Here is a 23,627-nt window from a genome sequence, read left to right on the forward strand (position 1 = left end):
TGCTGCGAGGCTGCCTCGTTTGGGTGGCTCGATTTCTGGTCCTCTTCTGCTGTGTTCCATGTGTGGTTCAAGGCGTTGTTCTTTGGAGTGACGCGGGTGGAACCTTGGTTCACGACGCAGGCCGCGGGCGCGATATTCTTGAAAACGCCGTGAAGCGCGACGATCTCTCGAACGACACGCTCTACTTTAAGTTTCATGTCGATCCGCTCTCGGACTCCACGACAGAGGAGTATTTCGCGGCGTTCGCGCTTTTTGACGGCGACGCCGAGCGGGTCGGCATCGGCAATGCCCTGAAAGCCTGGGCCTACAGCGCCTACCTCAATGAAGGCGAGGCTGGCCCGGGCTCCGTGGGCGGGTACATCGACCTGCACTCCGCGCGCGCGGAACCTGCTCCCGGCGGGGTTCCGTCGCGATACGAACTACCGCGGCGCGGCAGCCAAAAAACCATCGTGTTCAAGGTGCAATTTGTCGCGGGAGGCGATGACTTGATTACGGTGTGGCTGGACCCGGACCTGGGGCCAGGAGCCAATGAGATTTACCAGCAGGAAGCGCTCATCACCCGTTTCAGTGGAAATGCCGCCTTTGATGAGATCCGGCTGCGGCACGGTGGCGGCGGAACAGGCTGGCGTTTCAGCGAGATGGCGATCGCGACAAAGTTCAGCGATTTCGTCGATGCCAGCAGCGCCAAGCCGGACGGCGGAAATGGAACGGGCCTGGACGCAACGCCGGTTCATTTTCGGTCGTGGCAGCGTGAACACGGGATTCCTCATGGCTCAATTCGCGCGTTGGCCCAGACCCGCGATGGCTACATCTGGATTGGCAGCGATGAAGGTCTCGTGCGTTTCGATGGGGTCCGCTTTTCTCCCGTTCATCCCCGTGACAGCGGATCCGCAATCGCCGTGGCAGCGCTCTTCGGCGATAGCAAGGGCGCGCTTTGGGTGGGCTCCTCGGTTGCGGGCGCGATGAGGTTTGAGCAGGGTCAATGGATCACACTGTCCGCACGCGAGGGATTGCCGTCGGATTCAATCACATCGTTCGTTGAGAGCAACGACTCAATCGTGATCGGCACTGAAACCGGATTGGCAGTGTGGGACGGCGAGCGGGTTGCGATCCCGGCGGAGTTCAATCGATTCAAGGGATCTCACGTAACGGCGCTGTTCAAGGACCGATCGGGCACGCTCTGGGTGGGCATCCGGGGAACAGGAGTTTTCAAGGTGTTCGAAAGCAGGGTTGATCAGGTCGCTGGAGATTCTGTTGCGCCGCTGCTTCGGCAACCGAACTGCCTTCTCCACGATCAAAGCGGGCGCCTTTGGGTCGGGGCTGGAGAGGATTCCGTGCTTTGCCTGGAAAGCGGCCAGTGGCGGCGGTACAGAATTCCGCGCCATTCTGCAAACACGTCTGTGATGTCGCTCGCCGAGCAGCCCGATGGGACAATCTGGGCCGGGTCAGTGACGGAAGGTTTGTTTCAGTTCAAGGGAGGGAAGCTGACTTCGATCGGAGCCCGCGGCGGACTTTCGGATAACCTGGTGGGCGCGCTCCTGGTTGATCGCGAAGGAAAGCTCTGGGTGGGAACGGACGCGGCCCTGAACCGGATTCATCACAAGAACATAAAGGTCTACAGCCAGGACGAGGGGCTTGGTCTCGGCGCTGTGCAAGGTCTTGCCGAAGTTTCGCCCGGTGTCATATGGGCTGTTCGGGAGTCAGACGGACTCTATCGATGGGAAGGCGGAACCTTCAACCGCCTCAAGGTTGCTGGCCTTCCGGCGAGGGATTTCCATCTCGGCCCATTGCTCGCCGCGCGGAACGGTGTTTGTTGGCTCGCTTGCCGCGAAGGATTGTTGCAGGTGAAGGATCCCCAGGCCGTGGCCGATGAAACGCGACTCTGGAAAACTCCCAGACTGGAAATCACTGCCCTTGCGGAAGATCACGAAGGAAACATTTGGGCTGGGATGCGCGAAGGAACAGTGTGGAGACTGAGTGCGGGAAAGTGGGGCGAGTTGGTCGAGCTAAGCCAGGCCAGTCCCATCACCTCAATCGTGGTGCAGACAAACGGGGAGACATGGATCGGAACCGATGGCGCAGGATTGGTGAAAGTGCGGTCGGGAATCAAAACGCACTACGGGAGGCGCAACGGGCTTGGCAGCGATTCCATTCGGGTTCTGCTTGCGGCCAATGGCGCAGTGTGGATTGGAACCACGGGAGGTGGACTCAGTTGCTGGAGGGACGGGAAGATCTTCACGGTGACCGCTGCGCAGGGCCTGCCCGACAATACCATCGTGCAAATTGTTGACGATGCGTTTGGGCGGGTTTGGATCGGCAGCATGCACGGAATTGCGTGCATGACGAAGGAGGACGTCGAACAGGCGGCCGCTGCACCGAATGCGCGAATATACCCGCACGTGTTTGGCCGCTCCGCAGGCTTGATTTCCGAGGAGTGCACGACGGGATTCTCCCCCGCGGGATTGAAGACACGATCAGGATCGTTGTGGTTTGCCACCACCAGGGGCGTTGTCGCGATTGATGCGCGGCATCCGCCGATCGAACTTCCTATGCCGCAAGCCGTCCTTGAAGAGGTGCTCGTGGATGGCGTGCCGGTCAGAGATTTGCTGCCCCCCAAAAGAGCGGGCGGCGGAACAAACGATTCGCAAAATGCTTCCATCCGAATTGATCCCGGCCGGCATCGTTTGGAGGGTTCAATACACGGCATTAAGCTTCGACCAGGCGGACCAATTGCGCTTTAGGTATCGGCTGGAAGGATTGGATTCCGGCTGGGTGGAGGCGGGGGCAAGAAGGACCGCGTTCTACAATTATGTTCCACCCGGCGAATACCGGTTCCATGTGATTGCCTGCAACAGCAGCGGCGTCTGGAGCGAATCGGGTGCAACCCTGGACGTCGTGGTCTCCCACTACTTCTGGCAATCGTGGTGGGTGCTTGCGGCGGGAGCGTCGGGGATTCTTATGGTGGTTGCGGGAGGTGTCCGGATGGTCGAGAAACGAAAGCTGCGCCAGCGGATGAAACGCCTCGAGCAGGAACGGGCGCTCGAGCGGGAGCGAACTCGCATTGCGCAGGATCTTCACGATGAAATGGGCGCGAAGCTCTGTCGTATCTCGTTTCTCAGCGAACACGCCCGCAGGAACGACAGCGCACCCGACGAGCTGCATCGCCAGATCGTTTCGATCTCGGAAGCCTCGCGCGAAGTCTTGCAGTCGCTCGATGAAATCGTTTGGGCGGTGAATCCGAAGAACGACACACTGGAGCACGTTGCGTCGTATATCGGGCAGTATGCGCAGGAGTATTTTCAGATGACGGGCCTCGAGTGCGAAGCCGACGTCTCGACACAGGTGCCGCCCGAGCCAATGTCGTCCCAGGCCCGGCATCACTTGTTTCTCGCGGTCCACGAGGCGTTTACGAACGTGCTCAAGCACGCACGGGCGAGCCGTTGCTGCCTCGTCATCAATTGTGACGGCAACGTTTTTGAAATTATCGTGTCGGACAACGGCGCTGGCATCAGCGAATTCCTCCTTTGTGAAAGCCCAAACGATTCGCCATCTGCGGCGGGCGAGGGTCTGAGGAACATGCGGCGCAGGATGACGGCCATTGGCGGCACGTGTGAGATAACCTCCACCCCAGGATCGGGGACGAACGTTCGCTTTACGTTCCCTGTTCACTCAAGATTCAACGCGATCAGCCCATGATCTCGGTTTCCATCATTGATGACGAGAAGGAGCTGCGCGAGTCGATCACCACGTTTGTGAACGGGTCCGCGGGTTTCAAATGCGTGAGCGCGTATGGCAGCGCCGAAGCCGGCTTGCAGCAATTGCCGGAGGATAAACCTGATGTTGTACTGATGGACATCAACATGGCCGGCATGGATGGAATTGAATGCGTTGGAAGGTTGAAGAAAATCATGCCGGCTGTGCAGGTCGTGATGCTCACGGTCTATGAGGATACGGATAAGATTTATCGCGCACTTGCTGCGGGCGCGACGGGTTATCTCCTGAAACGTTCGAGTCCGGGCGCATTGCTGCAGGCGATCCAGGAAGTCCGAGAGGGGGGATCGCCGATGTCGAGCTCGATTGCCCGCAAGGTGGTGGCTTCATTTCAAAAGGCTAATACCGCTGCGGATGAGAAGCAGGTTCACCTTTCGCCAAGGGAGGAAGGCGTGTTGGAACTGCTTGCGAAAGGGCTGACCTACAAGCAAATCGCCGGCCAGTTGAACATCAGCATCGACACCATACGGACGCATCTTCGGCGGGTTTATGAGAAGCTGCACGTCCAGTCGCGGACGGAGGCCGTGGCGAAATATTTGAGGCGGTGAACATGCTGGAACAACCGGGCTTATATATTTAGCAAACGCTTGGACCGCGGATGTCCGAGGGTGCTGCATAGGCTCGGTGGCATGGAAACCTCAAAGAATAAGGCTGAAGCCTGCGTACTGGCGGATTCATTTCACCGGGGTGCTCGTCTGTATTCACCCACCCGCCTGAAAGGGTTTGGCCAGTTGATCGAAAACAAACGGCTCACCTACCGCCAGGTTTCCTGCGTTTGCTAAATATATAAGCCCGTGGAACAACTGTCGCCACTTCATGCGACTACCGGGGGCCGCGGGTGAAATGTAGTGTCGCGCATCGTAACCTGTTGCCTGCGTTTCCTGTGAAGGACGAACGATGAATCTGAAACAAGAACCTTCCCGCCCCAAGCCTTTCGGGTTCACTTTGATTGAACTGCTGGTGGTGATCGCCATCATCGCAATTCTTGCCGCAATGCTGCTTCCGGCCTTGAGCAAGGCGAAGGACAAGGCGCTTGGGACTGCCTGCCTCAACAACACGCGGCAGATGGTGCTGGGAGTGACCATGTATGCCGGGGACAATCGTGATTATTTTCCATCGCCGCCGAATTGGTGGACGCCAGGTCCGTACAAGAACGCACAAGGACTGATGTGCGGCGGTGAATGGCTCCTGCGGGACCAGGTGACTCCCAATACTCCAGCGCCGATGGTCGGGCCGTTTGTTCCAAACAACAAAACGTGGATTTGCCCCAAGCGAAAACGAGGCCTGACGTACACAACGGCTGCCGGCGATTGGGACCCGAGCATCACCGGTTTTCTGTCATACGGCTTTAATTGCATTGGTGTCTTTGGTGCAGTGCAGGCGGATGGAAACATGATCAACGCCAAGCCGTTTCGCGCATCGAGCGCCGCGCGTCCGTCGGAAATGGTGGTGATCTCTGACACGAGCGGTTCAAACAATCCGAACAATACACCCGCTGCGGCATGGCTGGATTCCTGGTGGGCAGGTTCCTCGGGACCTTCGCTTCCAGTGACGGGCAATGAAAACGCACGCCTTCAGACGGCATATGCCAAGCACAATGCAAAGGTCAACGTGGTGTATGTGGATGGCCATTGCGCTCCATCGAAACCAAGCCAGCTCACATGGGGGCAATTCTGGGGCGTCTTCACTCCAGGCGTGGTTCTCAAGACGTCGCCTTCGGCACAGATTTCAAGTGTCATGTCTGACGCGTTCATCAGTTCGCCGGCTTACGACAGCCAGCAGTGGACATCGGTTCCGCCCTGAGCGTCCCCACTTCATGCGACTATGAGGAATCGCAAAGAAAATTAGAGTCGCACCCGGGCACGAAAGCAGCGGCCCCTAGATTTCAGTGCCAGTCAGTTCAACCCTAAACGCAACGAAAGTTATGAAACAACAAACCCGATCCTCGGTAACCGCACTCGCAGTGCTTGCTGGCCTCGCGATGGCGTCCAGCGTTCACGCGCAAACCGCAGTGCTCAGCGACTTCGACAACTTCAGTTTCACCATCACCTACGCCAACTGGAATGCGGATGGATCGCAGATCATCAACGGCGGATCGGGCTATACGCCCACGCTGACCTCAGGCCCGACCGCTTTCACGGTGAACGCAAGGGGATTTGGGAGCGGCCACTATTCCATCCCGCTCGCCGGCCAGCAGTTGCTCGATGTGGCACCCAGCCAGGTGAATCTGAGCCTCACGCTGAACAACATCAACAGCACCGACTCCTGGCTCGGCGTGAAGTTTCTCCTCAGTGACAACCAGGGAAACTCGGATGTGTTCTATGGCACCTATACGGGAATGTTCGGCACGGACAATGGCGCTTGGGAAAACGGAAACGTGGGCACCGCCACATGGCAGGGCAACACCCTGACAATGTCCGTTCCGCTTACCGCTGCGATGCAGGCAGGCGTCAACACTGGTACCAGCCAGATCACGGGGTTCAACCTGTTGATCGATCCTGCCGTCGTTCCGGGCGGGGGCGTTTACGATATTACATTTAACAGCCTGACCATATCGGCAATTCCCGAGCCGACGTCGTTTGCGCTGGCCAGTATTGGTTTCGTCGGGTTCGTCTTCGCCCGTCGCGCGAAGGCCTGAGCCTTTAAGGATGGAAGCCGCCCCGTACGGGCGGCTTCCGCCGATATCGAACTCCAACCGTTCAGCCGTTGATTCGAACTTCCCGCTTCATGAAATCCAATCGTCTCGTTTTTGTCGGTCTGTGCGCCCTTGCATGTTCCATGTTCTCCAGTCCCGCGGACGACATTACTGCTTCTGGCAGCGGAGAATGGGGTTCGACGGTGCCCGACGCACCATGGCCGAACGGGATTGTTCCCGGCACCAACGACAGTGTGGACGTGGAAGCGCCTTTCGTTGTGACGATCACGACGAACGCGACGGCTGGATATGTTTATGGCAGCGGCACGATTACGCTCGCGCCGGATGCGACGTTGACGTTGCGGGGGGATGAATTTGGGGCGCAAGGAGCGCAATCTCTATCGACACTCAACGCCACTGCGCCGGGTTCGACGGTCATTTATGAAGGAAATGCATTCTGGGCAAAGCGAACCGACTACTTCCACCTGATCATTCGGAATCTTTCCACCAATCAGTACGATTTCTTCAACGGAGCCATTCCCGGTTCGGGACCAGTGCCAATGAATATTGCAGGCGATCTGTCAGTGCTCGGAAGGATCAAGGTGCAGCAGGGAGCCGACATTTTCGTGGGTGGTGATTTGATCATGGGAACCAACAGCAGTTGGGATGTGTCGTCGTTCAACCTGACGGTTACCAGCAATACGACCATGAGAGGTCTGCTCCTCGACCTGGATGGCGCCAGCGGATCGAATTATTTCGGCGGCAACATGCTCATTGGGAGCGACTCCATCGGCTGGAACATATCCGACGTGATCCAGTGGGGAGTTGGCGGAAGCCTCACGAACGACAACCTCATTGTGGGACGGGGTTATGGCAGCATCACGTTCGCGGGAAGCGGGGTGATTACCGGCAAGCCAATCCGAATTCCGACCATGACCGTAAGCGGAAGCTACCTCATTGGAACCACGATCACGCTGACCACGAACACGCCCACTCTGACTGGCACCTTGATCTTCGATCTGGCGAATACCAATCAACTCATTCTTCAGTCGTATCCGACGAATCCTCTGACGTTGTATTACGATGGAAATCTTAACGTCATCAACACCGGCGCGGTTCCGACTCCGGGAACAACGTACAAGTTTTTTTCGGCAACCAATTACGACGGCGCGTTTGACTTGCAAACCTTTCCACCGCTTCCGGTGGGCCTGGCGTGGGAAGACAACTTGCTGACCTCGGGTTCCATCACGGTGTCCGGTTCTGTTGCAACGCCGCCGATGATCACGTCGACGCAGTATGATCGAGCAACTCGCGCACTCACGCTGGTTTGGACCTCGAGCCCCGCGATGACTTATTCCGTCATTTACTCCGCAACCCTGCCAGGTTCTTTCGGCACTGTCCTTGCGTCGGGGATTCCGTCTGGGGGCGCGCAGACATCCACCGCCGTCACGCTTCCTGCTGGCGACACTGGTTTTGTTCGCGTGCTGCAGGAGTAGTCGCACGACGGGAACGTTCTACTCCAGCGTTGACACAGGCCGCCGGGTTCCTGACAACAGGTCATCGTAATGCGCGCGCCTTTCTTTCAGCGAAACAGCCTCGTCTGCTGGCTGTTGTTTCTGACGCTCGCGCTTTCCGCGCATGCCGCACCCAAGGCGATCATGGCCTATTACATGCCGTGGTACGTGGCGAAACCACACAGCGCTGCGTGGGGCTGGCATTGGACGATGGATCATTTCGATCCTGACCGGATCACTGCGTCGGGGGAACGGGAGATTGCGTCATGGTATTATCCATCCATCGGTCCGTACGACTCCGCCGATCCTGCCGTGCTTGAATACCACGTTCTGTTGATGAAGCTGGCGGGGATTGATGGCGTGATCGTCGATTGGTATGGACCGGATGATTTCCTCGATTATGGCATCAACAACCAGCGGACGGCTGCGTTGTTCGAGGTCACCCGCCGTGCAGGATTGAAGTTCTGCATCTGCTTTGAAGATCAAACGGTGCAGCAGAAAATAAAAGGCGGATTCATCAAGGCGGAAGATGCCATTCCACACACGCAGTCGATGATGCGGTATTTGGAGACGAACTATTTCGGAGACGAAACTTACCTCCGATGGAACGGCCGGCCGGTTCTTCTCAACTTCGGTCCGCAGTACTTTCACGCTGACGCAGAATGGGTGCAGATTTTGTCGGTTTTCAAAACCGAGCCAGCACTCTTCACGGAGGACAACCGACTGCCCGTTGGTGTCGGGGCTTTCAACTGGCCGCCGATGTGGTTGAGCCGCGCACCTGGAACCAGGGGCGTGCTATCGGAGTCGGCACTGGAGGGCTACCTCACGGGCTTCCAGCAGAATGGGAGGTCCTGGCCTGCATACATCAGCAGCGCCTTTCCCCGGTTCCACGACGTCTATCGCAAGGCTGGCATGCGCGACTACTGGGGATACCTGGGTGATCGCGGCGGAGAAACGTTTCGCGACACGCTGACGCGCGCGCTTACGAACGATTCCTTCATTGCGCAGATTGTGACATGGAATGATTACGGCGAGGGCACGATCGTCGAACCGACTTTGGAGTACGGTTACCGCGACCTTGAAATCGTGCAGGAATTGCGGCGTAAACATTTGCAGCCCGCGTTCAGCCATGAATCCAGGCACTTGAGGCTGGCCCGAAGATTATACGACCTGCGACGGGTGGGAAAGGCGGCTCGCGGTGAACTGGACTTGATCTTCAATGCGATCATCGCAGGCGACCTAAGCAAGGCGGAAAGCAGACTCAGCGCGCTGGAGAGACTGCAACCCGCAAGCGAAGAGCCGCAGGCAAAAGCTTCGAAGTAGCGCTTCGATGGTCGATTCAAATTCTCGACAAAGGGCACGATGTCCTGCATGACAGGGCGCATGCACCTCTTCCATTCTCGCGACAAAGTGCTTCGTCAAAATTTGATTGCCGCACTGGTTCTGGCCGGAGCGGCAGCCTGCGTTTCCGCCGCGGAACCTGGTCCTTCACTGAAGAATGCCTACAAGGACGCCTTTCTCATGGGAACAGCCGTAAATGAGGCGATTGTTTCGGGCGCGGATGCAGCATCCGGGCGGATTGTTCTAACGCACTTCAATAGCATCACCGCGGAGAACGTCATGAAGGCTGAGCCAATCAATCCGCGGCCCGGCGTTTACAACTTTGCACCTGCGGATGCGTTCGTCGCGTTCGGGGAAACCAATGGCATGTTTATCGTCGGGCACACGCTCGTATGGCATAACCAGACACCCGCCTGGTTTTTCCTGGACGAACAGGGACAGCGCAATACCCGGGAAGCCCAGATCGAACGCATGCGGCGGCATATCGAAATTGTGGCCGGCCGTTACGCTGGCCGCGTGCATGCCTGGGATGTGGTTAACGAGGTGATCGACAATGACGGATCGTATCGTCCCACTACCTGGGTCAATGCCGTCGGGAGTGGGGATGAGTTGGTCAAACACGCGTTCCGATTTGCCAGCCAATACGCCACCAACGCTGAACTTTATTACAACGATTTCAATGCCTGGCGTCCCGCAAAGCGCGATGGGATCGTTCGCATGGTAAAGATGCTGCAGAAGGAAGGCATCAGGATTGATGGCGTGGGCATGCAGGCACATTGGGGGCTGAACTACCCCAAGTCGGAATACATAGAGGCAGCCATCGATGCGTATGCTGCGCTGGGGATCAAGGTAATGATCACTGAACTGGATGTGGATGTCCTGCCGCTGACGAAGGAAGGGCAGGTTATTGGCACCGTGATGAGCCACGCACAATTCCAGGAGGAGGAATTCAAAAGCTTTCTCGATCCGTATTCAGCCGGTCTGCCCGACGACATGCAGGATCAACTGGCCGCGCGCTACAGGGAATTGTTCGAGATCTTCCATCGCAAACGCCACGCCATCGCGCGGGTGACGCTTTGGGGAATCCATGACGGCATGTCCTGGAAGAACGACTATCCAGTTCCTCGTCGAACGAATTACCCATTGTTGTTCGACAGAAAAAAGCAGCCGAAGCCTGCCTTTGATGCGGTCATTCGACTGCCATCCCAGCAGTCTTCGAACAGCAACCCTGCCGAGGGCCCGGGGGTGCAAAAGGGACGCTGAAACGGAAAAACATTGAACAGGAGCCCGCAGACGAAACGGAGGTTGAGCAAGCCGCCCATATATCCTCCGGGGATGAATTCTGGAAAATTCGTGCCCTGTTGGTTAGGTATCTGTATCGCCACCGCAAGTATCAAAGCCTTGTTTCAACTCTCGCCTTAACGCCCGGTAGACGCGAACCGATTGCCTTCGTGTTCAATTCAATAAAACCAGCCGCTTCCGCTATCCCCAGTGTAGACGCCTCTCAGCTGCGCCCGCGAATGAGATTCAACGTGGCCGTCGGCGAACGTGAGATTCACACTGATCGATCCCACCCCGCTGGGGGCGTGCCCGGACGACTTTTTAGCGGGAATGATGCTCGCTGCGTTGTTGGCGCCTTTGACGTTGATATTTGCCGAATTCAGGCCAGCGGGGGATCCATACCCGGAAAAGCACGAATCGCTAAGGAATGGAACGTGCGCGCTTGCGCGGTCGGTAGTCTTCTTTGGGAAGCCGTACCTCCCGGGGTCAGTATTCTGAGCAATCCCTGCGGGTGCGGGAAATCCGCCGCGCTGGATCCAAAGGTTGTGGTTCATGATAACGAAGCCGCCACCAAAAAAACTCGCCAGATAGCTGTTCAGGTCTGTAATGGTCCTCATTTCCCGGCCCAGATGTGTTTTGGCCGCGGTGTATTGCGCCAGGGTTTCCGCATCGCGGGCGGGACAAAACCACATCGGCACAGTCAGCCCGTACGCAGCCACGGCTGGCGTGAACCCGACGCCGATGTCCCAAGGATTGCCACCCGCACCGACCGCAGGAAACGACGCGCCTGGCAGGTTGTCTTTTGAGTCCCCCGCATACATGTTTGCCATGATTCCCCACTGCTTATAGTTGGAAGTGCAGTTTGTGACCTTGGCTCGATACTTCGCTTTTGACAGCGCGGGTAGAAGCATGGCAGCGAGGATTGCGATAATGGCGATCACGACCAGCAGTTCGATCAGCGTAAAGGCACGTGAGCCGTTTCGCATCTAGGGTTTCATTTTCATGGTTTGAAGCACGGGTTGGTGATGTGGTTCACAAGAAAAGAGGCGCAAGGCGTCCATGCCTGCACCCCGAGCGTGTACGCGGGATGCGCGATGCTCTTTGAGACAGGAATCATTGAGAGGAGCCATTGTAGAACCAAAATTGATCCCTTTTTCAATATGACAAACGTTACAGACGCGAGCTTCTCTTTCTCGCCGTGTCCCAACCCCCCTTCCAGTCTGGCAATGCAGGTTCCCGGCGAGAAACTGCCAACGAACTATAACAAAAAATCCTCTCTGGTCTCGCCACGGTGGAGTCACCGCTCGGCACGTTGCGAGCCGTTTCGCTCCTGGAAAGCCCAGCGGCTTTCCGTGCGCGCAACCTCTTTGTTAGTGCGGTGAAATTCATGGCCTCCTCCTTTTCGTGTGGTTGGTGTGTTTCGTGGTTTCCTCGCCTCTTCGCATGCGCGATGAAAGCCCTCAAACCACGGAGAGATCCGACCTAGCTAGCAACCCAGAATGTTGCCAAAAAAACAAAAAGTTGTTGGATAGCCGCACGGAGAGGCGGTCCGGAAATCCTCAAAAACGCGGGGGAATGAGCCGCGGGTCGCGGGCAGTGCGAAATGTGATGGAAACCCGCCGCGCGCGACGCCGTCGTTCGCCGTTGATCACGTCGTTCAGCCGCGGCGCGATTCCGTGCTCCCATTCGGTTCGGGCGGGTCCTGAGATCACCCAAAGGCTGCGCACAGGCAAAAACACGGGCACCCGAAGATTTCGGGCAGGATGTTTGAAGTCCATCACAATGTCGGAACCCAGGCTGACGCACGCGATCGTGGGTCCGAAACTACCGTAGTCCTTGTGCGGCGCGATCCCTTGGGGAGGAATGTATTCGTTGATGACGCAATTCTCCCGAAGTCGCTCCATGTGGGCATCGAGGCCAACCCGCCGCGCGAGCGGCATCAACCATTCAGGGAAGTCGTGCACCCAAACTGGTGTACCGCCGTGCTGGCCTGCGTAGCCCAACCCGTACTGCTGGATCCGTCTCCGCCAATCCGTCTCCCAGGGGCCATCGTTCACGTTCGCCAGCAGTTCACTTTCCTCGCGAGCGTCGACGTAATCCTCGCGAATCACGAAGCCTGGAATCTCCACGGGTCTCGGCTTTGGCGCTGCACCGAACAATTCTGCCTGTTGCATGCTGTAACATAGCACTGCCGGATCGAACCGGATGTGCGCGCGGCCGCGCGGATTCAAGAAAGCGTTTCAGCGGCGGCTGATAAGGCCGATGAGAGACGCACCACGTGCTACTATGAAAACGCGACGACAATTTCTTGCAATGGGTTCATTGACGGCGCTCTTTGCCGCGGTCATCTCTCCAGCCCTGTTGCTAAAGCGCGCTGGAGTGAACCGCTTGGCTGATTTGCACGTGGGACGATTCACGCCCCTTGTGAACAGCGACTTCATCGTCAGCGGCGCAACCGCAGATGCGATGGCGCTTAAATTGATCTCGGCAGAGCGAATTAACGCGGACCCACAAGGACGAAGTTTTTCCCTGCGATTCACTGGTCCTGCGAACCAGGTGCTGCCACAGGGAATCCACGAACTGAAACACGACGAGGTTGGTGCGATCGCGGTCTTCATGGTACCGCAGCACGAGGGGCGGAACGGCCGATATTACGAAGTGCTCTTCAATCGAGCTGCTTGACCTGAGAATCGGGGAACCACTGATAAAAGTGGTAGACACCTTTGTCGGCCATCTTCCGAAATCCAAGTCGTTGGTAGAGTCGGACAGCCGGGTTGAAGATTTCGACGTGAATTCCAACTGACTTTCCACTCGATCGACCTTCCGCGAACAGTTGGTTCAGTAAGAGAGTTCCAATGCCTTTTCCGCGAAATTCCGGGAGCAGCGCGATATCCATGACGCGGATTTCCTCCTGGGTGCGATGAACATACAATCTCCCGCCCGGGCGCTGGTCACAAAGCACAATCAGGTATTCAGCACCCTCGTAATTTTCCTGGTAGAATTGCGTTTGCGCGCTGAATTGCATCTGCACAAACGCGCTCTTTTCCTCCACGCTCCAATTCGTTTGTGCCAGTTCCTCTGCCCGGGTGGAACCATATACTCTCAGGAGGAAGGGTTCGTCGGCCGGTTCGGCAGGACGCAGCCCAATCGCGTCAGGCATGTGATTTAAGGGCGCTGCGGGAAGACTCCCTGCATCGCAATGCAGAAGTTCAGCGTCAGGTAAGGTTGCATGTTGTTGTGCGGCAAACCTCCTCCCGCAGGGGGCAGCGTCTGATACGCCATGGGGGTCAGTGTCGGACCGGAACCGCTGGTGGCGTAAAGCACGCCGCCTGTCGGCACGCCCAAACTCATCTGTGGCTCGGGAACCAATGCGTTGGCAGGATCGAGGTTGTTGGCGGAAATCGCGTGGGTATGAAACGGAATTTCCGAGACTAGGAGTGTGATCGATTCCACTCCGCTCATTTCGCCGAGATCACGCAGCGATAGGCCCTGTCCCTGGCCAGGCTGCATCGCGGCATTCCCCTGAAGGTCGGGCAGGGCGAAGGTGGATTTTCCGTCGCCGCCATAAACCGTTCCGAGCAGCGAAAAAAGGGCCGTGTTCTGGCTGATCGGCATGAGCTGTCCATCGCAGAAAGCCCAGCCCGTCGGAGGGAAATTGAAAGGAAAGATACGAATTTCAGCAACGAATGGGTCGGACATAGGGATTCAGGTTTGTTGCGGGAAAACTCCAAACAACGAGATGATGTAGTTGATGCAGAGAAATGGCTGCGTGTTTTCGTGCGGCTGACTTCCGCCAGCCGGGGAGGCCATTGCCGCGTTCATCTGCGTGGAGGGCGCATCCAGGATGTAAGGCTTGACGGATGAAGTGCTGCCGGCAATCACGTTGCCTTGCGGATTCGTCGCGGTTCCGTTCGCGGTGCTGGCAGTGAACGGGTGGGTGTGATTCGGAATCTGTTGGACCGCGAGTGTCTCCTGTTCGGTCCCGAACATTTCGCCGATTTGGTAAGTCGTGCCGTCGGGGCCCGTTCCCATGTGAACCGGGATGCGGCTGGCGAGGTTTGGCAGGTTGAACGTTTCCTCGCCGTCGCCGCCGTATGTGGTTCCGATCAATTGAAAAAGGACCTCGTTTTCCGAGATGGGAAGCGACTGGCCTTCGCAAAACATCCATCCATTCGGCGCGAAATTCCCGGCGAACATCCTGATTTCTCCAACCATTGGTTCTGGCATAAAAATTTACGATTTAGGGGGTTCAGTTTTGCGACGGGAAAATGCCCTGCAATGCGATGCAGAAGTTCAGCACGAGCGTCGGCATCATGTTGTTGTGCGGCTGGCTTCCGCCGACACTCGATACCGTTCCAGGGTGGAGCGTCACCAACTGCGTGGGCGCCGAATAGAGATTGTTCACCGGGCCGAGATAGTTGCCGGCCGGATTGGCGGATTGGTCGGACGGATTGTCGGCGGCCATTGCCGCATGCAGATGCGTTGGCAATTGCTGGATGTTCACCGTCACGGATGTGCTGCCCGCCTGTTCGCCGAGGGTGTGGCCATTTCCCATATGGATGGGCACGCGGCCGCGAAGATTGGGGAGGGCGAATGTCGTCTGACCATTGCCGCCATAGGTCGTTCCAAGCAGCGCGAACAATGCCTGGTTTTGGTTGATCGGCAAAAACTGGCCATTGCACAGGGCCCAGCCCTTGGGCGGGAAGTTGAACGAGAAGATTTTGATTTCGGAAAGGAATGGTTCGGACATGGATGGACTCCTGGTTCAGGTGAACACGGCTTCGTATTGCATGTGGCTCCCGCTCAATCCGAGGGGAACGAGGAAAATATCGACCTCGCCGAGGGTTTCATTCTCCAGGCGGTAGGTGTGCTGTCGTGCCCACGGAGTCACCGGGCCGTGGAACATCAGCGAAAACGGCTCGTCGCGAATCGGACCTTTTTCGACGGGATGCAGCGTCAGGTGAGTGACGGCCACGAGCGACAGTTCAAGCGTCTGTTCGCCGCCTGTTCGCAGGATGAACTTCTGCTGCAGCGCCTGCGCGAAATCTTCTTTGCTCAGGTTTTTCAACGCGAATATAAAGCAACGGCCGTTTTTTGTTGTTCGGACAAAGTGTTCACGCCTTATCGGCGGATCCGATCTCCGCTGAAGTGTTTCTCCCCGAATTGCGCTCGACAGCAAGGGCGCGTGGCACACTGTTCGTCAGGCGCTGGATTTCTTCAAGCGCTGGAACGTCGTAGCGCGCGTACCACATCCCCACGTGGCCGAAGCGATCGTGCCAGGCCGGGCAGATCAGTTCGTCAGCGGTGTTCTTGAGCATCGCGCGGCATTCTACGGAACCAACGGGAATGGCCACAACGATCTTCGCTGGGGCAAGCTGGCGCATCGCATCAACACTCGCACGTATGGTTCCGCCGGTCCGCGCGCCATTGTCGATCAGGAGCACCGTTCGATTTCGAATGTCCAGCGGCGGGCAATCGCCGCGACACAGTTGGGTTCGGTCCGCGAGCGATGCCAAGGCGTCCTCAACGAACTGTTTGATTCCCGGCTTGGGCTTTTCGGCGAGAGTCGGCAAGCGGCGATCGAGCACCGTGCGGCCGCCGACAGATGCAGCGCAGACGGGCAGGTACGGGCCGTCGGGTGCAAACAGTTTTCGCACGAGGACAACGTCGATTGGAAGGCGCAAGCTGCTGGCGATCGCGATTGCGGCCGGGACGCCGCCGCGAACAAGCGCCAGAACGATTGTGTTCGGATCTGACGAATAGTGTGCCAGATGCGGCGCGAGGAAATGTCCCCCGCTTTCCAGGTCAGGCAGGAGCAAGGCCAGATCGCGCACGCATGCGCCGCGATTCCGGCTGGCTGGCAGTTCTGGCATGGATGAAGACTGCCGGACGGCGCGCGTCAATTGAAGTTCTTTCGTCGTCCGGCAACTCTTTCTCCAACACTCTCCTAAAGTTTCCTGCCGGATCGCCAATACAGAACCTCACGTCGAGTTAACAATAATGAAACTGGCTTTCTTTTTGCGCACTGTTGCGGTCGTCCTTTGTTTTTTGGCCGCGTCCAGCGGTTCGGCGCAATCGGGAGGTCCCGGCCAGGCGCTGAACTTTGATGGCTCCAGCCAATACGTAAGCGTGGCCAACCCGCCGACCCTCGGCACGAACTTCACCATCGAGGCCTGGATCCTCCCGCAACCGGTCGATGATTTGTATCACGGAATCCTTGGATTCCAGCCAGGCGATTCCGCGCAGCGTGCGCCGAGCCTTTGGATCCATGGTCAAAGCGGGCTGCATGCCGGCTTCGGCGACGGGACAAACTGGATTTCTGCGACAACGCCGGCCGGCCTGCTTCGCACGAATGATTGGAATCACGTGGCGGCATCGTACGACGGCGCCACTTATAGACTCCTTCTGAACGGAGCCGTTGTGTTTTCCACAAACGTGGTGGCAGTTCCTTATGCAACGCCCCTCGGCAATATCGGACGGGTTGACAATTATTTCCCCGGCAGCATTGACGAAGTCCGCGTCTGGAACACGCCGCGATCGACCGAACACATCCAGCTGTTGATGCACCACCGCGTGAACGGCTCGGAACCTGGATTGGTCGTCTATTACCATTTCGATGAAGGTTCGGGCGCGTCGACCGCGGATGCTGCGGCCGCAGCCGGAGCGAGCACGGGAACCCTCGTTGGGAATCCCAACTGGATCTCGTCGAGCGCGCCGATCGGGCTCAGCGCCGTCATGCGGGATGAATTGGTGCTCGACGCCGACAATGACGGCAAAATAAGCCCGGGCGACCGGATTCGCTATACGGTTGTTTTGACGAACAGCTCGGGAACTGATTTGCAAGGGCTGCAATTTGGCAGTGATCTCGGAACGAATGTTTCGGTTGTGTCGGTCAACACGTCGCCTGTGGCGCGTCCTGATTCGTACAACGCGATAGGCAATACGCTCCTCACGGTGAACGCGGCGGCAGGTGTTCTTGCGAATGACAGCGACGCCGATGGAAACGCAGTCATGGTTGACCTGTTTGACACAACAACCGCAAACGGCGGCACGGTCGTAGTGAACAATGCCGATGGCAGCTTCACGTATCTGCCCGCGGCGGGCTTTACCGGGACTGACACGTTTTCCTATCGCATCACGGATTCGGGAGGCGCAAAGAGCGCCGGCCTGGTGACTGTGACCGTGGCCGAGATGGTTTGGTATGTGGATGCAAACGCGGCACCGGGTGGCGACGGCCGCTCGACGCAGCCGTTCCAGAACTTCACCAGCTTGAATGGAAATGGCGGCGCGGGCGATGTGGATGGGACTGGTCATTACATCTACGTCCGCACCGGAACCTATGATTCCTCGCTGCGGCTGGAAGCGGAACAAAAGCTGACCGGGCAGGGCGTCGACCTCGTGGTCGCAGGCCAGACCCTGGAAACGGCTGTCGCAAGGCCAAAAATTTCTCCTGCATCGGGGACTGCAATTGTTTTGTCCACCAACAACGTCGTTCGCGGGCTGGATGTGAACCCGTTGAACGGCAAGGGCATTGCTGGAACGAACTTCGCAAGCGTCCAGTTAAGCACTGTGTCAGTCACCGCAAATGGCGGGGCGGCTCTGGATCTCAGCAGCGGCTCCGTATCGGCGACGATTTCAATCCTTGGCTCAACCAACAGCCCGGGAGAGGGCATGCGACTGGTGAATCTCAGCGGCACGTTGACAGTGACCAACGGACTTATCCGCGGTGCGAGCGGAACAGACATCCACGTCGATCAAGGCGCGCCCACGATTACCTATGCGGGTTCAATCACAAACACTGGCGGACGATCGATCGTTGTTCAGAATCTCAGCGGCGGGAGCGTCTCGCTGCCAGGGGTGATTGTGGATTCTGGCACGGGGATCCTGCTGCAAAATAACGTCTCGGGTTCATCCACCATCACCTTTGCGGGAACGCTGAAACAGCTGAACACCGGCTCGAATACGGCAATGACGATCGCCAACAATGCAGGCGCAACAATTCAATTCCTGAATGGCGGTCTCGACATCGACACCACAACAGGCATTGCGGCAAGTCTGAGCGGGGACGGTGCCGTGACGATTTCTGGGGGAAACAACTCGATCAACAGCACCTCTGGAACGGCGTTCGCCGTTTCGGGCGGCAACGGAACGATCGCTTGTGATGCAAACATCACGAACACGACAGGCCGCGTTGTAGAGATTCAAAACCGAACAGGTGGGACGATCACGCTGTCGGGCACGTTGCACAACAGCGGCACGGGCATCCTGGTCCAAAACAATAACACTGGCTCCACGAAGACAATCCAGTTCACGGGTTCCGCAGTGAACCTGAATACCGGCGCCAATGCGGCGGCGACGCTTGCAAACAACAGCGGCACGACCATTGACTTCACTGGCGGGGCGCTGAACATCGACGCCACGTCCGGTGCGGGGTTCAGCGTGACGGGTGGCGCGGCCGCGATCAACGTTACAGGTTCGGCAAACACGATCGATGTCACCACTGGAACTGCGCTCAATGTGGCGAATTCCACGATTGGATCGAGCGGTCTGACTTTTCGGCGCATCACATCCAACGGCGGGTCCAACACAGGGATCATTCTCGACAACACGGGAAGCAGCGGAGGACTCACCGTCACTGGAACGGGGAGCGCGGGTTCCGGCGGAACCATTGCCAACAAGAGCGGCAGCGATGGTTCAACGGGGCAGGGAACGGGTGTTTACCTGAACAATTGCGTGGGCGTTTCACTGTCCCACCTGCAAATGAACGACTTCCAAAATCGGGCGATCTACGGTTCCAGCGTGTCGGGATTCACGCTCGCAAATTCCATCATCAACGGGGTCAACGGCAACAGCGCTGCGGACGCGCTTGGAGACGGCGACGCGGCGAATGACGACGCGTGCGTGAGCTTCAGGAATCTCACGGGCACCGCGACGATTTTGAACTGCACAATCTCGGGTGGATTTGAAGATAATGTGCGCGTGATCAATTCAACCGGGACGTTGAACCGGCTGAACGTTGCGAACGTGACTTTTGGATTGAACGGCACAGCTTCGGGCGACAATTCGCTGCTGATCCAGGCGCAGAACTTCGCGGTGCTGAACGCAAGCATTGTGAATAGCACGTTCAATGGCGCACGCGGTGATGTGTTCCAGTTCGACCTCGGCAATTCCTCAACGGGCGACCTGGTGTTCAGCAACAACCTGTGCATCAACACCCATTCAGCGATTGCAGTGGGCGGCGGCGGCATCACGGTTTCCGGCGGCGGGGTTGTTGGGGCGAATCCGCAGCTCACCTACGACATCAATGCCAATACGTTCCGCGGCGCTCGCGGCGATGCCATTCTTGTGGCGCTGCAAACGGGCTCGGGAACATTCACGGGCCGGATTCGCAACAACACAATCGGTCTCGCTGCAACCGACAGCTCCGGATCGCGAGAGGCGAGTGGAATTGAGGTGCGGGTGGTCAATGGAACAGGCACGCAAAACGTTACCATCGATAACAACCAGATCCGGCAATACAGCAACTTCGGAATTTACCTCGCGACCGCGCAAGGCAGCTTCAACGGAACTATCAATGCGTCTGTTATCAACAACACCGTCGCAAATCCCTCCACGTTCGATGTTCTCGGCTTCAAGCGCGGTATCTATCTCGAGATGGGCGCCTCGACGGGTGACGCCTACTCCGCGTGCGTGGACATCAGAAACAACACGACCGCAGGATCGGGTGACGGCGGGCCAGGCGGGCCGGATATCCGGCTGAGGCGCGTGGTATCCACCTGCACGATCCGGCTGCCAGGATACGGTGGCGGTGACGTCGATACGACGGCGGTGGCGAACTTCATCGCCGCGCAGAACATCGGTGCGGAAACCGTAACGGCAAGCGGGAGCTTCCTCGGCGGGGTTGCATGTCCCACTCCGTAACCGCAACACCGCAACCCGAAAAACAATTTCCATGATACGCTTCAGCCAACTCCTCTCGCTCATCGCGCTCACCCTCGCGTCAGCTCTCTCACCTGCGGCAGGACAGATCGCATTGAACATCGGAGACCTTCCCAGCGGACAGGTGGTGACGATCGTCTGCGAAGTCACGATCAATGATCCGCTTCCTCCGGGTGTTTTTGCGATCACCAACCAAGGGACATTCACCGCGAACAATCTTGCGGCGAAGGTGACGGACGATCCTGATTCGTTTCCGCTGAATGATGCCACGGTCACGTCTGTTGATGCAGAACTGGATTTCGGCGACGCTCCTGCGACATATCCCGTGCTGCTTGTTAACGATGGCGCGCGACATGTGCTGCCTTTCGGTGGCGTGACGCTGTTCCTCGGGGAGGTTCCGCCTGACATTGAGACTGACGGTGCACCGGCGGCCCCGGCCGACGGCGACCAGGATGAGGATGGAGTGCTTTTGCCGGTGGTCTTCAACGGAAACACAATCACCGATGTGCGTGTCACATCCAGCGCAAGCGGACTGCTTAATGCATGGTTTGACTGGAACGCGGACGGGGATTGGGACGATGCCGCGGAGCAGGTCGCGACGAATCTTTCAGTTTCGGCGGGAACCAACGTTGTCGCTGTTGCAGTGCCCAACCTACTGGCGGGCGGCCGCTCGTATGCGCGTTTCCGGCTGAGCAGTGACTCTGACTTGACCCCGCGCGGCCTGGCTTCGAATGGAGAAGTGGAGGACTACGAAATACTGTTGAACGCTGCCCCCGCAATCGCAGGAGTGGGCATGGCACAACCTGTGACTGACAACTCGTGGCTGGCCCCGTTCAGCAGCGCAACCATTACAGATTTACATTCACCCACGCAGACTGTTTCCGCGGTGATTCTGATCGACGAACCCGCGAGGGGACAGTTGAGCAACCTGGGGGACTTTGTCGAAGGTTCTGCGGGCATTTACGAAATGAGCGGGACGCCGGGGGATATTAACCTTGTAATTCAAGGAATCACATTCATTCCGGCGCCGAATCGTGTCGCCGCCGGTTCGACGGAAACGGTCACCTTTGCGCTCTTGCTGGATGACGGTTACGTGACCACGACCAATGTCGGTGGTTCGGTGGTATCGACATCCGTGAACGACGCGCCCTCCATCACCAACCAGCTTTTCACCGTGAGCGAGAACAGCGTCGGGGGAGCACTTGTTGGAGTTGTGTCAGCAGTCGATCCGGATCCTGCCACCACGTTGACCTTCGCAGTTGTGTCGGGCGATGCGGCAGACGCATTCGCATTGGACGTTGCTTCGGGCGAACTGACCGTTGCCAACCCCGCAGCGCTTGATTTTGAAGTCACCACCAACTACGTGCTCACGGTTCAAGTGACCGACGATGGTCCCGGCGAATTGTTCAACACAGCCACTATGACGATCCAGGTGACAGACGCGAACGATGCTCCCACTGACATTGTGTTTTCTGGCGCACCGGTGAACCAGAGCGCAGGTGTAAACGCAATGGTTGGCGAACTATCGTGTTCCGATGTTGACAGTTCGTCGTTCGTGTATTCGCTGGTTGCAGGGGGCGGGGACGCAGACAACGCGCTGTTTAGTATTTCTGACTCCAGCCTCCGCGCAAATGACGCGTCTGCCATGGCCGCGGGAACGTATTCGGTTCGAATCCAGGCCGATGACAACAGCGGTGGAACTTTGGAGAAGCCCTTTCAGATCACCGTTGTGGATACGACGCCGCCTTCCATCAGCATTGGTGCTCCGTCCATTGCGGAAACGAGCGCCGGACCGGTTGAATTTGTCATTACTTACGGAGGTGCCGATGCCATCACCCTGGCGGCGCAGGATGTGACTGTCGGACAGACGGGGTCCGCAGCGGGTTCCGTTTTGGTGACGGGTTCCGGACTCAATACCCGGAGCGTGATCATCACGAATATTTCGGGAAGCGGTTCATTGACCATCAGCGTCGCTGCGGGAACTGCGAGTGATCTGGCAACGAACACCGCGGCGGGTGCGGGGCCGAGCGCTGCTGTTGTTGTCAATGCGGCGCCCTCGATTGCAGCAAACATTGCTTCATTCGAAATCGGCGAAGGAGATTGGGTGACCAATTCGGGCACCTTCGCCGATGTGGAAGGCAACGCAAACGTCTCCGTTTCGGCATCTGCCGGAAACGTCAGCAGTGACGTGGCGGGCACGTGGACGTGGTATTTGAATGCCGCCGATGGTCCCGATGAAAGCCAGACAGTCGTGATTCACGCAGGCGACGGCGTCAGCACGAACGCGGCATCCTTCTCTCTTGTTGTCACAAACCTTGCGCCCGTGGCGATTTCACAAACTGTCACGAACCTCGAGGACGTTGTTGCGAACCTGACCCTGACTGCCAGCGATGCGGGCAACGATTCCATAACGAACTGGGTGATCATTGCGGGTCCCACCAACGGCGTGATCAGCGGCACCTTGCCCGCTGTGATCTACACGCCTGCCACGAATTATTTCGGAAGCGATTCGTTCACGTTTGCAGCGACCGATAGCGACGGGGCTGAAAGCCTGCCTGCGACGGTATTGATTTCCATCATAGCCGAGAACGATCTTCCGCTGGTGGGTGCGGACAACATGACTCGTCCGAAAACGACCCGTATTGCGAAGGCAACCACTGCCTCTCTCATGGAGAACGATACTGATGTGGAAGGTGATGCCTTGGTCATCGATTCGGTCGGAAACGCATTGCCCCTCGGAGCGACGGTTGCGATTGCGGGCAACTTCATCGTCTACACGGCCCCGGCCAACAACGCGGGGAATGGGAGCTTCGCTTACACGGTGACCGATGGTTCCGGATTTGCGACGAATGTCGTGTCCGTTGTGGAGGTGAACGGATTCCCGTCAGGGGCCAATCCCAACTCTGCGGACATTGCCGTGAGCGGACAGGATTTCCGATTGTCGTTTATTGGAGTGCCGGGTCACAGTTATCGCGTGCAGTTCACGACCAATTCCGGCGTGCCCTACGTCTGGAACGAGTTTGATCCGCTGGCGGTTTACACGGCGTCGACCAACGGCCTGTTCCTCCACACCGATGTGAACCCGCAGAGTCCCTGGCGCCTCTATCGCGCTGTGAGAAATCCCTGATCTGCATTCGTCATGAACT

19 protein-coding genes are annotated in these 23,627 nt (G+C 57.7%); 11 read left to right on the forward strand and 8 right to left on the reverse strand.

The window, feature by feature from the left end; all coding sequences use genetic code 11:
- Nucleotides 1–62 precede the first annotated feature (62 nt).
- The 8 genes from VEH04_18575 (at nt 63) to VEH04_18610 (ending at nt 10,524) form a co-directional block, all read left to right on the forward strand.
- Entirely contained in the window at nt 63–2,741 is a 2,679-nt protein-coding gene (locus tag VEH04_18575; protein ID HYG24777.1) for a two-component regulator propeller domain-containing protein, read from the forward strand.
- Nucleotides 2,650–3,696, forward strand: a complete 1,047-nt coding sequence (locus tag VEH04_18580; GenBank protein ID HYG24778.1) for a triple tyrosine motif-containing protein — start codon at nt 2,650–2,652, stop codon at nt 3,694–3,696. The genes VEH04_18575 and VEH04_18580 overlap by 92 nt, the downstream gene beginning before the upstream one ends.
- Nucleotides 3,693–4,319, forward strand: coding sequence for a response regulator transcription factor (locus VEH04_18585; GenBank protein ID HYG24779.1), 627 nt, complete (start codon nt 3,693–3,695; stop codon nt 4,317–4,319). The genes VEH04_18580 and VEH04_18585 overlap by 4 nt, the downstream gene beginning before the upstream one ends.
- Nucleotides 4,320–4,668: 349 nt before the next feature.
- Nucleotides 4,669–5,574: a prepilin-type N-terminal cleavage/methylation domain-containing protein gene (locus VEH04_18590; protein HYG24780.1), complete on the forward strand. Its 906-nt coding sequence runs from the start codon at nt 4,669–4,671 to the stop codon at nt 5,572–5,574.
- 121 nt (nt 5,575–5,695) lie between these two features.
- Nucleotides 5,696–6,409: a PEP-CTERM sorting domain-containing protein gene (locus VEH04_18595; protein ID HYG24781.1), complete on the forward strand. Its 714-nt coding sequence runs from the start codon at nt 5,696–5,698 to the stop codon at nt 6,407–6,409.
- Nucleotides 6,410–6,498: 89 nt separating this feature from the next.
- Entirely contained in the window at nt 6,499–7,902 is a 1,404-nt protein-coding gene (locus VEH04_18600; protein HYG24782.1) for a hypothetical protein, read from the forward strand.
- Nucleotides 7,903–7,971: 69 nt separating this feature from the next.
- The gene (locus tag VEH04_18605) at nt 7,972–9,243 is read left to right on the forward strand and encodes a glycoside hydrolase family 71/99-like protein (protein ID HYG24783.1); all 1,272 of its coding nucleotides are present in this window, start codon (nt 7,972–7,974) and stop codon (nt 9,241–9,243) included.
- A gap of 60 nt (nt 9,244–9,303) precedes the next feature.
- Nucleotides 9,304–10,524: an endo-1,4-beta-xylanase gene (locus tag VEH04_18610; protein HYG24784.1), complete on the forward strand. Its 1,221-nt coding sequence runs from the start codon at nt 9,304–9,306 to the stop codon at nt 10,522–10,524.
- 197 nt (nt 10,525–10,721) lie between these two features.
- Here the strand turns inward: VEH04_18610 and VEH04_18615 are convergent, their stop codons facing one another.
- Together VEH04_18615 and VEH04_18620 are read right to left on the reverse strand one after the other, a co-directional pair.
- Nucleotides 10,722–11,528 carry a prepilin-type N-terminal cleavage/methylation domain-containing protein gene (locus VEH04_18615; GenBank protein ID HYG24785.1) on the reverse strand — a complete coding sequence of 269 codons (807 nt, stop codon included), beginning with the start codon at nt 11,526–11,528 and terminating at the stop codon, nt 10,722–10,724.
- Nucleotides 11,529–12,101: 573 nt separating this feature from the next.
- Complete coding sequence (locus VEH04_18620) at nt 12,102–12,716, reverse strand: alpha-ketoglutarate-dependent dioxygenase AlkB (GenBank protein HYG24786.1); 615 nt, start codon at nt 12,714–12,716, stop codon at nt 12,102–12,104.
- A gap of 112 nt (nt 12,717–12,828) precedes the next feature.
- On the opposite strand from VEH04_18620, the gene VEH04_18625 reads away from it, so the two are divergent.
- Complete coding sequence (locus VEH04_18625) at nt 12,829–13,224, forward strand: hypothetical protein (GenBank protein HYG24787.1); 396 nt, start codon at nt 12,829–12,831, stop codon at nt 13,222–13,224.
- Here VEH04_18625 and VEH04_18630 read toward each other — a convergent pair.
- Genes VEH04_18630 through VEH04_18655 form a run of 6 tightly spaced genes read right to left on the reverse strand, consistent with a single transcriptional unit; the run spans nt 13,208 to nt 16,415 of the window.
- Nucleotides 13,208–13,702, reverse strand: coding sequence for a GNAT family N-acetyltransferase (locus tag VEH04_18630; protein ID HYG24788.1), 495 nt, complete (start codon nt 13,700–13,702; stop codon nt 13,208–13,210). The genes VEH04_18625 and VEH04_18630 overlap by 17 nt on opposite strands.
- A 5-nt stretch (nt 13,703–13,707) precedes the next feature.
- Complete coding sequence (locus tag VEH04_18635) at nt 13,708–14,241, reverse strand: tail fiber protein (GenBank protein ID HYG24789.1); 534 nt, start codon at nt 14,239–14,241, stop codon at nt 13,708–13,710.
- A gap of 6 nt (nt 14,242–14,247) precedes the next feature.
- Nucleotides 14,248–14,769 carry a tail fiber protein gene (locus tag VEH04_18640; GenBank protein ID HYG24790.1) on the reverse strand — a complete coding sequence of 174 codons (522 nt, stop codon included), beginning with the start codon at nt 14,767–14,769 and terminating at the stop codon, nt 14,248–14,250.
- Between the two features lie 22 nt (nt 14,770–14,791).
- Nucleotides 14,792–15,292 (reverse strand): tail fiber protein, encoded by a 501-nt coding sequence (locus VEH04_18645; GenBank protein HYG24791.1) that lies wholly within the window; start codon nt 15,290–15,292, stop codon nt 14,792–14,794.
- 15 nt (nt 15,293–15,307) lie between these two features.
- The gene (locus VEH04_18650) at nt 15,308–15,610 is read right to left on the reverse strand and encodes a hypothetical protein (protein HYG24792.1); all 303 of its coding nucleotides are present in this window, start codon (nt 15,608–15,610) and stop codon (nt 15,308–15,310) included.
- Nucleotides 15,611–15,656: 46 nt separating this feature from the next.
- Entirely contained in the window at nt 15,657–16,415 is a 759-nt protein-coding gene (locus VEH04_18655) for a phosphoribosyltransferase (GenBank protein ID HYG24793.1), read from the reverse strand.
- A gap of 127 nt (nt 16,416–16,542) precedes the next feature.
- On the opposite strand from VEH04_18655, the gene VEH04_18660 reads away from it, so the two are divergent.
- Both VEH04_18660 and VEH04_18665 read left to right on the forward strand, forming a co-directional pair.
- On the forward strand, nt 16,543–20,463 hold the full coding sequence (locus VEH04_18660; protein HYG24794.1) for a LamG-like jellyroll fold domain-containing protein: 3,921 nt from the start codon (nt 16,543–16,545) through the stop codon (nt 20,461–20,463).
- A gap of 31 nt (nt 20,464–20,494) precedes the next feature.
- A complete protein-coding gene (locus tag VEH04_18665) occupies nt 20,495–23,608 on the forward strand; it encodes an Ig-like domain-containing protein (protein ID HYG24795.1) in 3,114 nt (1,037 codons plus the stop codon).
- Nucleotides 23,609–23,627: the final 19 nt, after the last annotated feature.

The sequence above is a fragment of the Verrucomicrobiia bacterium genome (assembly GCA_035629175.1).
Taxonomy (GTDB): domain Bacteria; phylum Verrucomicrobiota; class Verrucomicrobiia; order Limisphaerales; family DASXHY01; genus DASXHY01.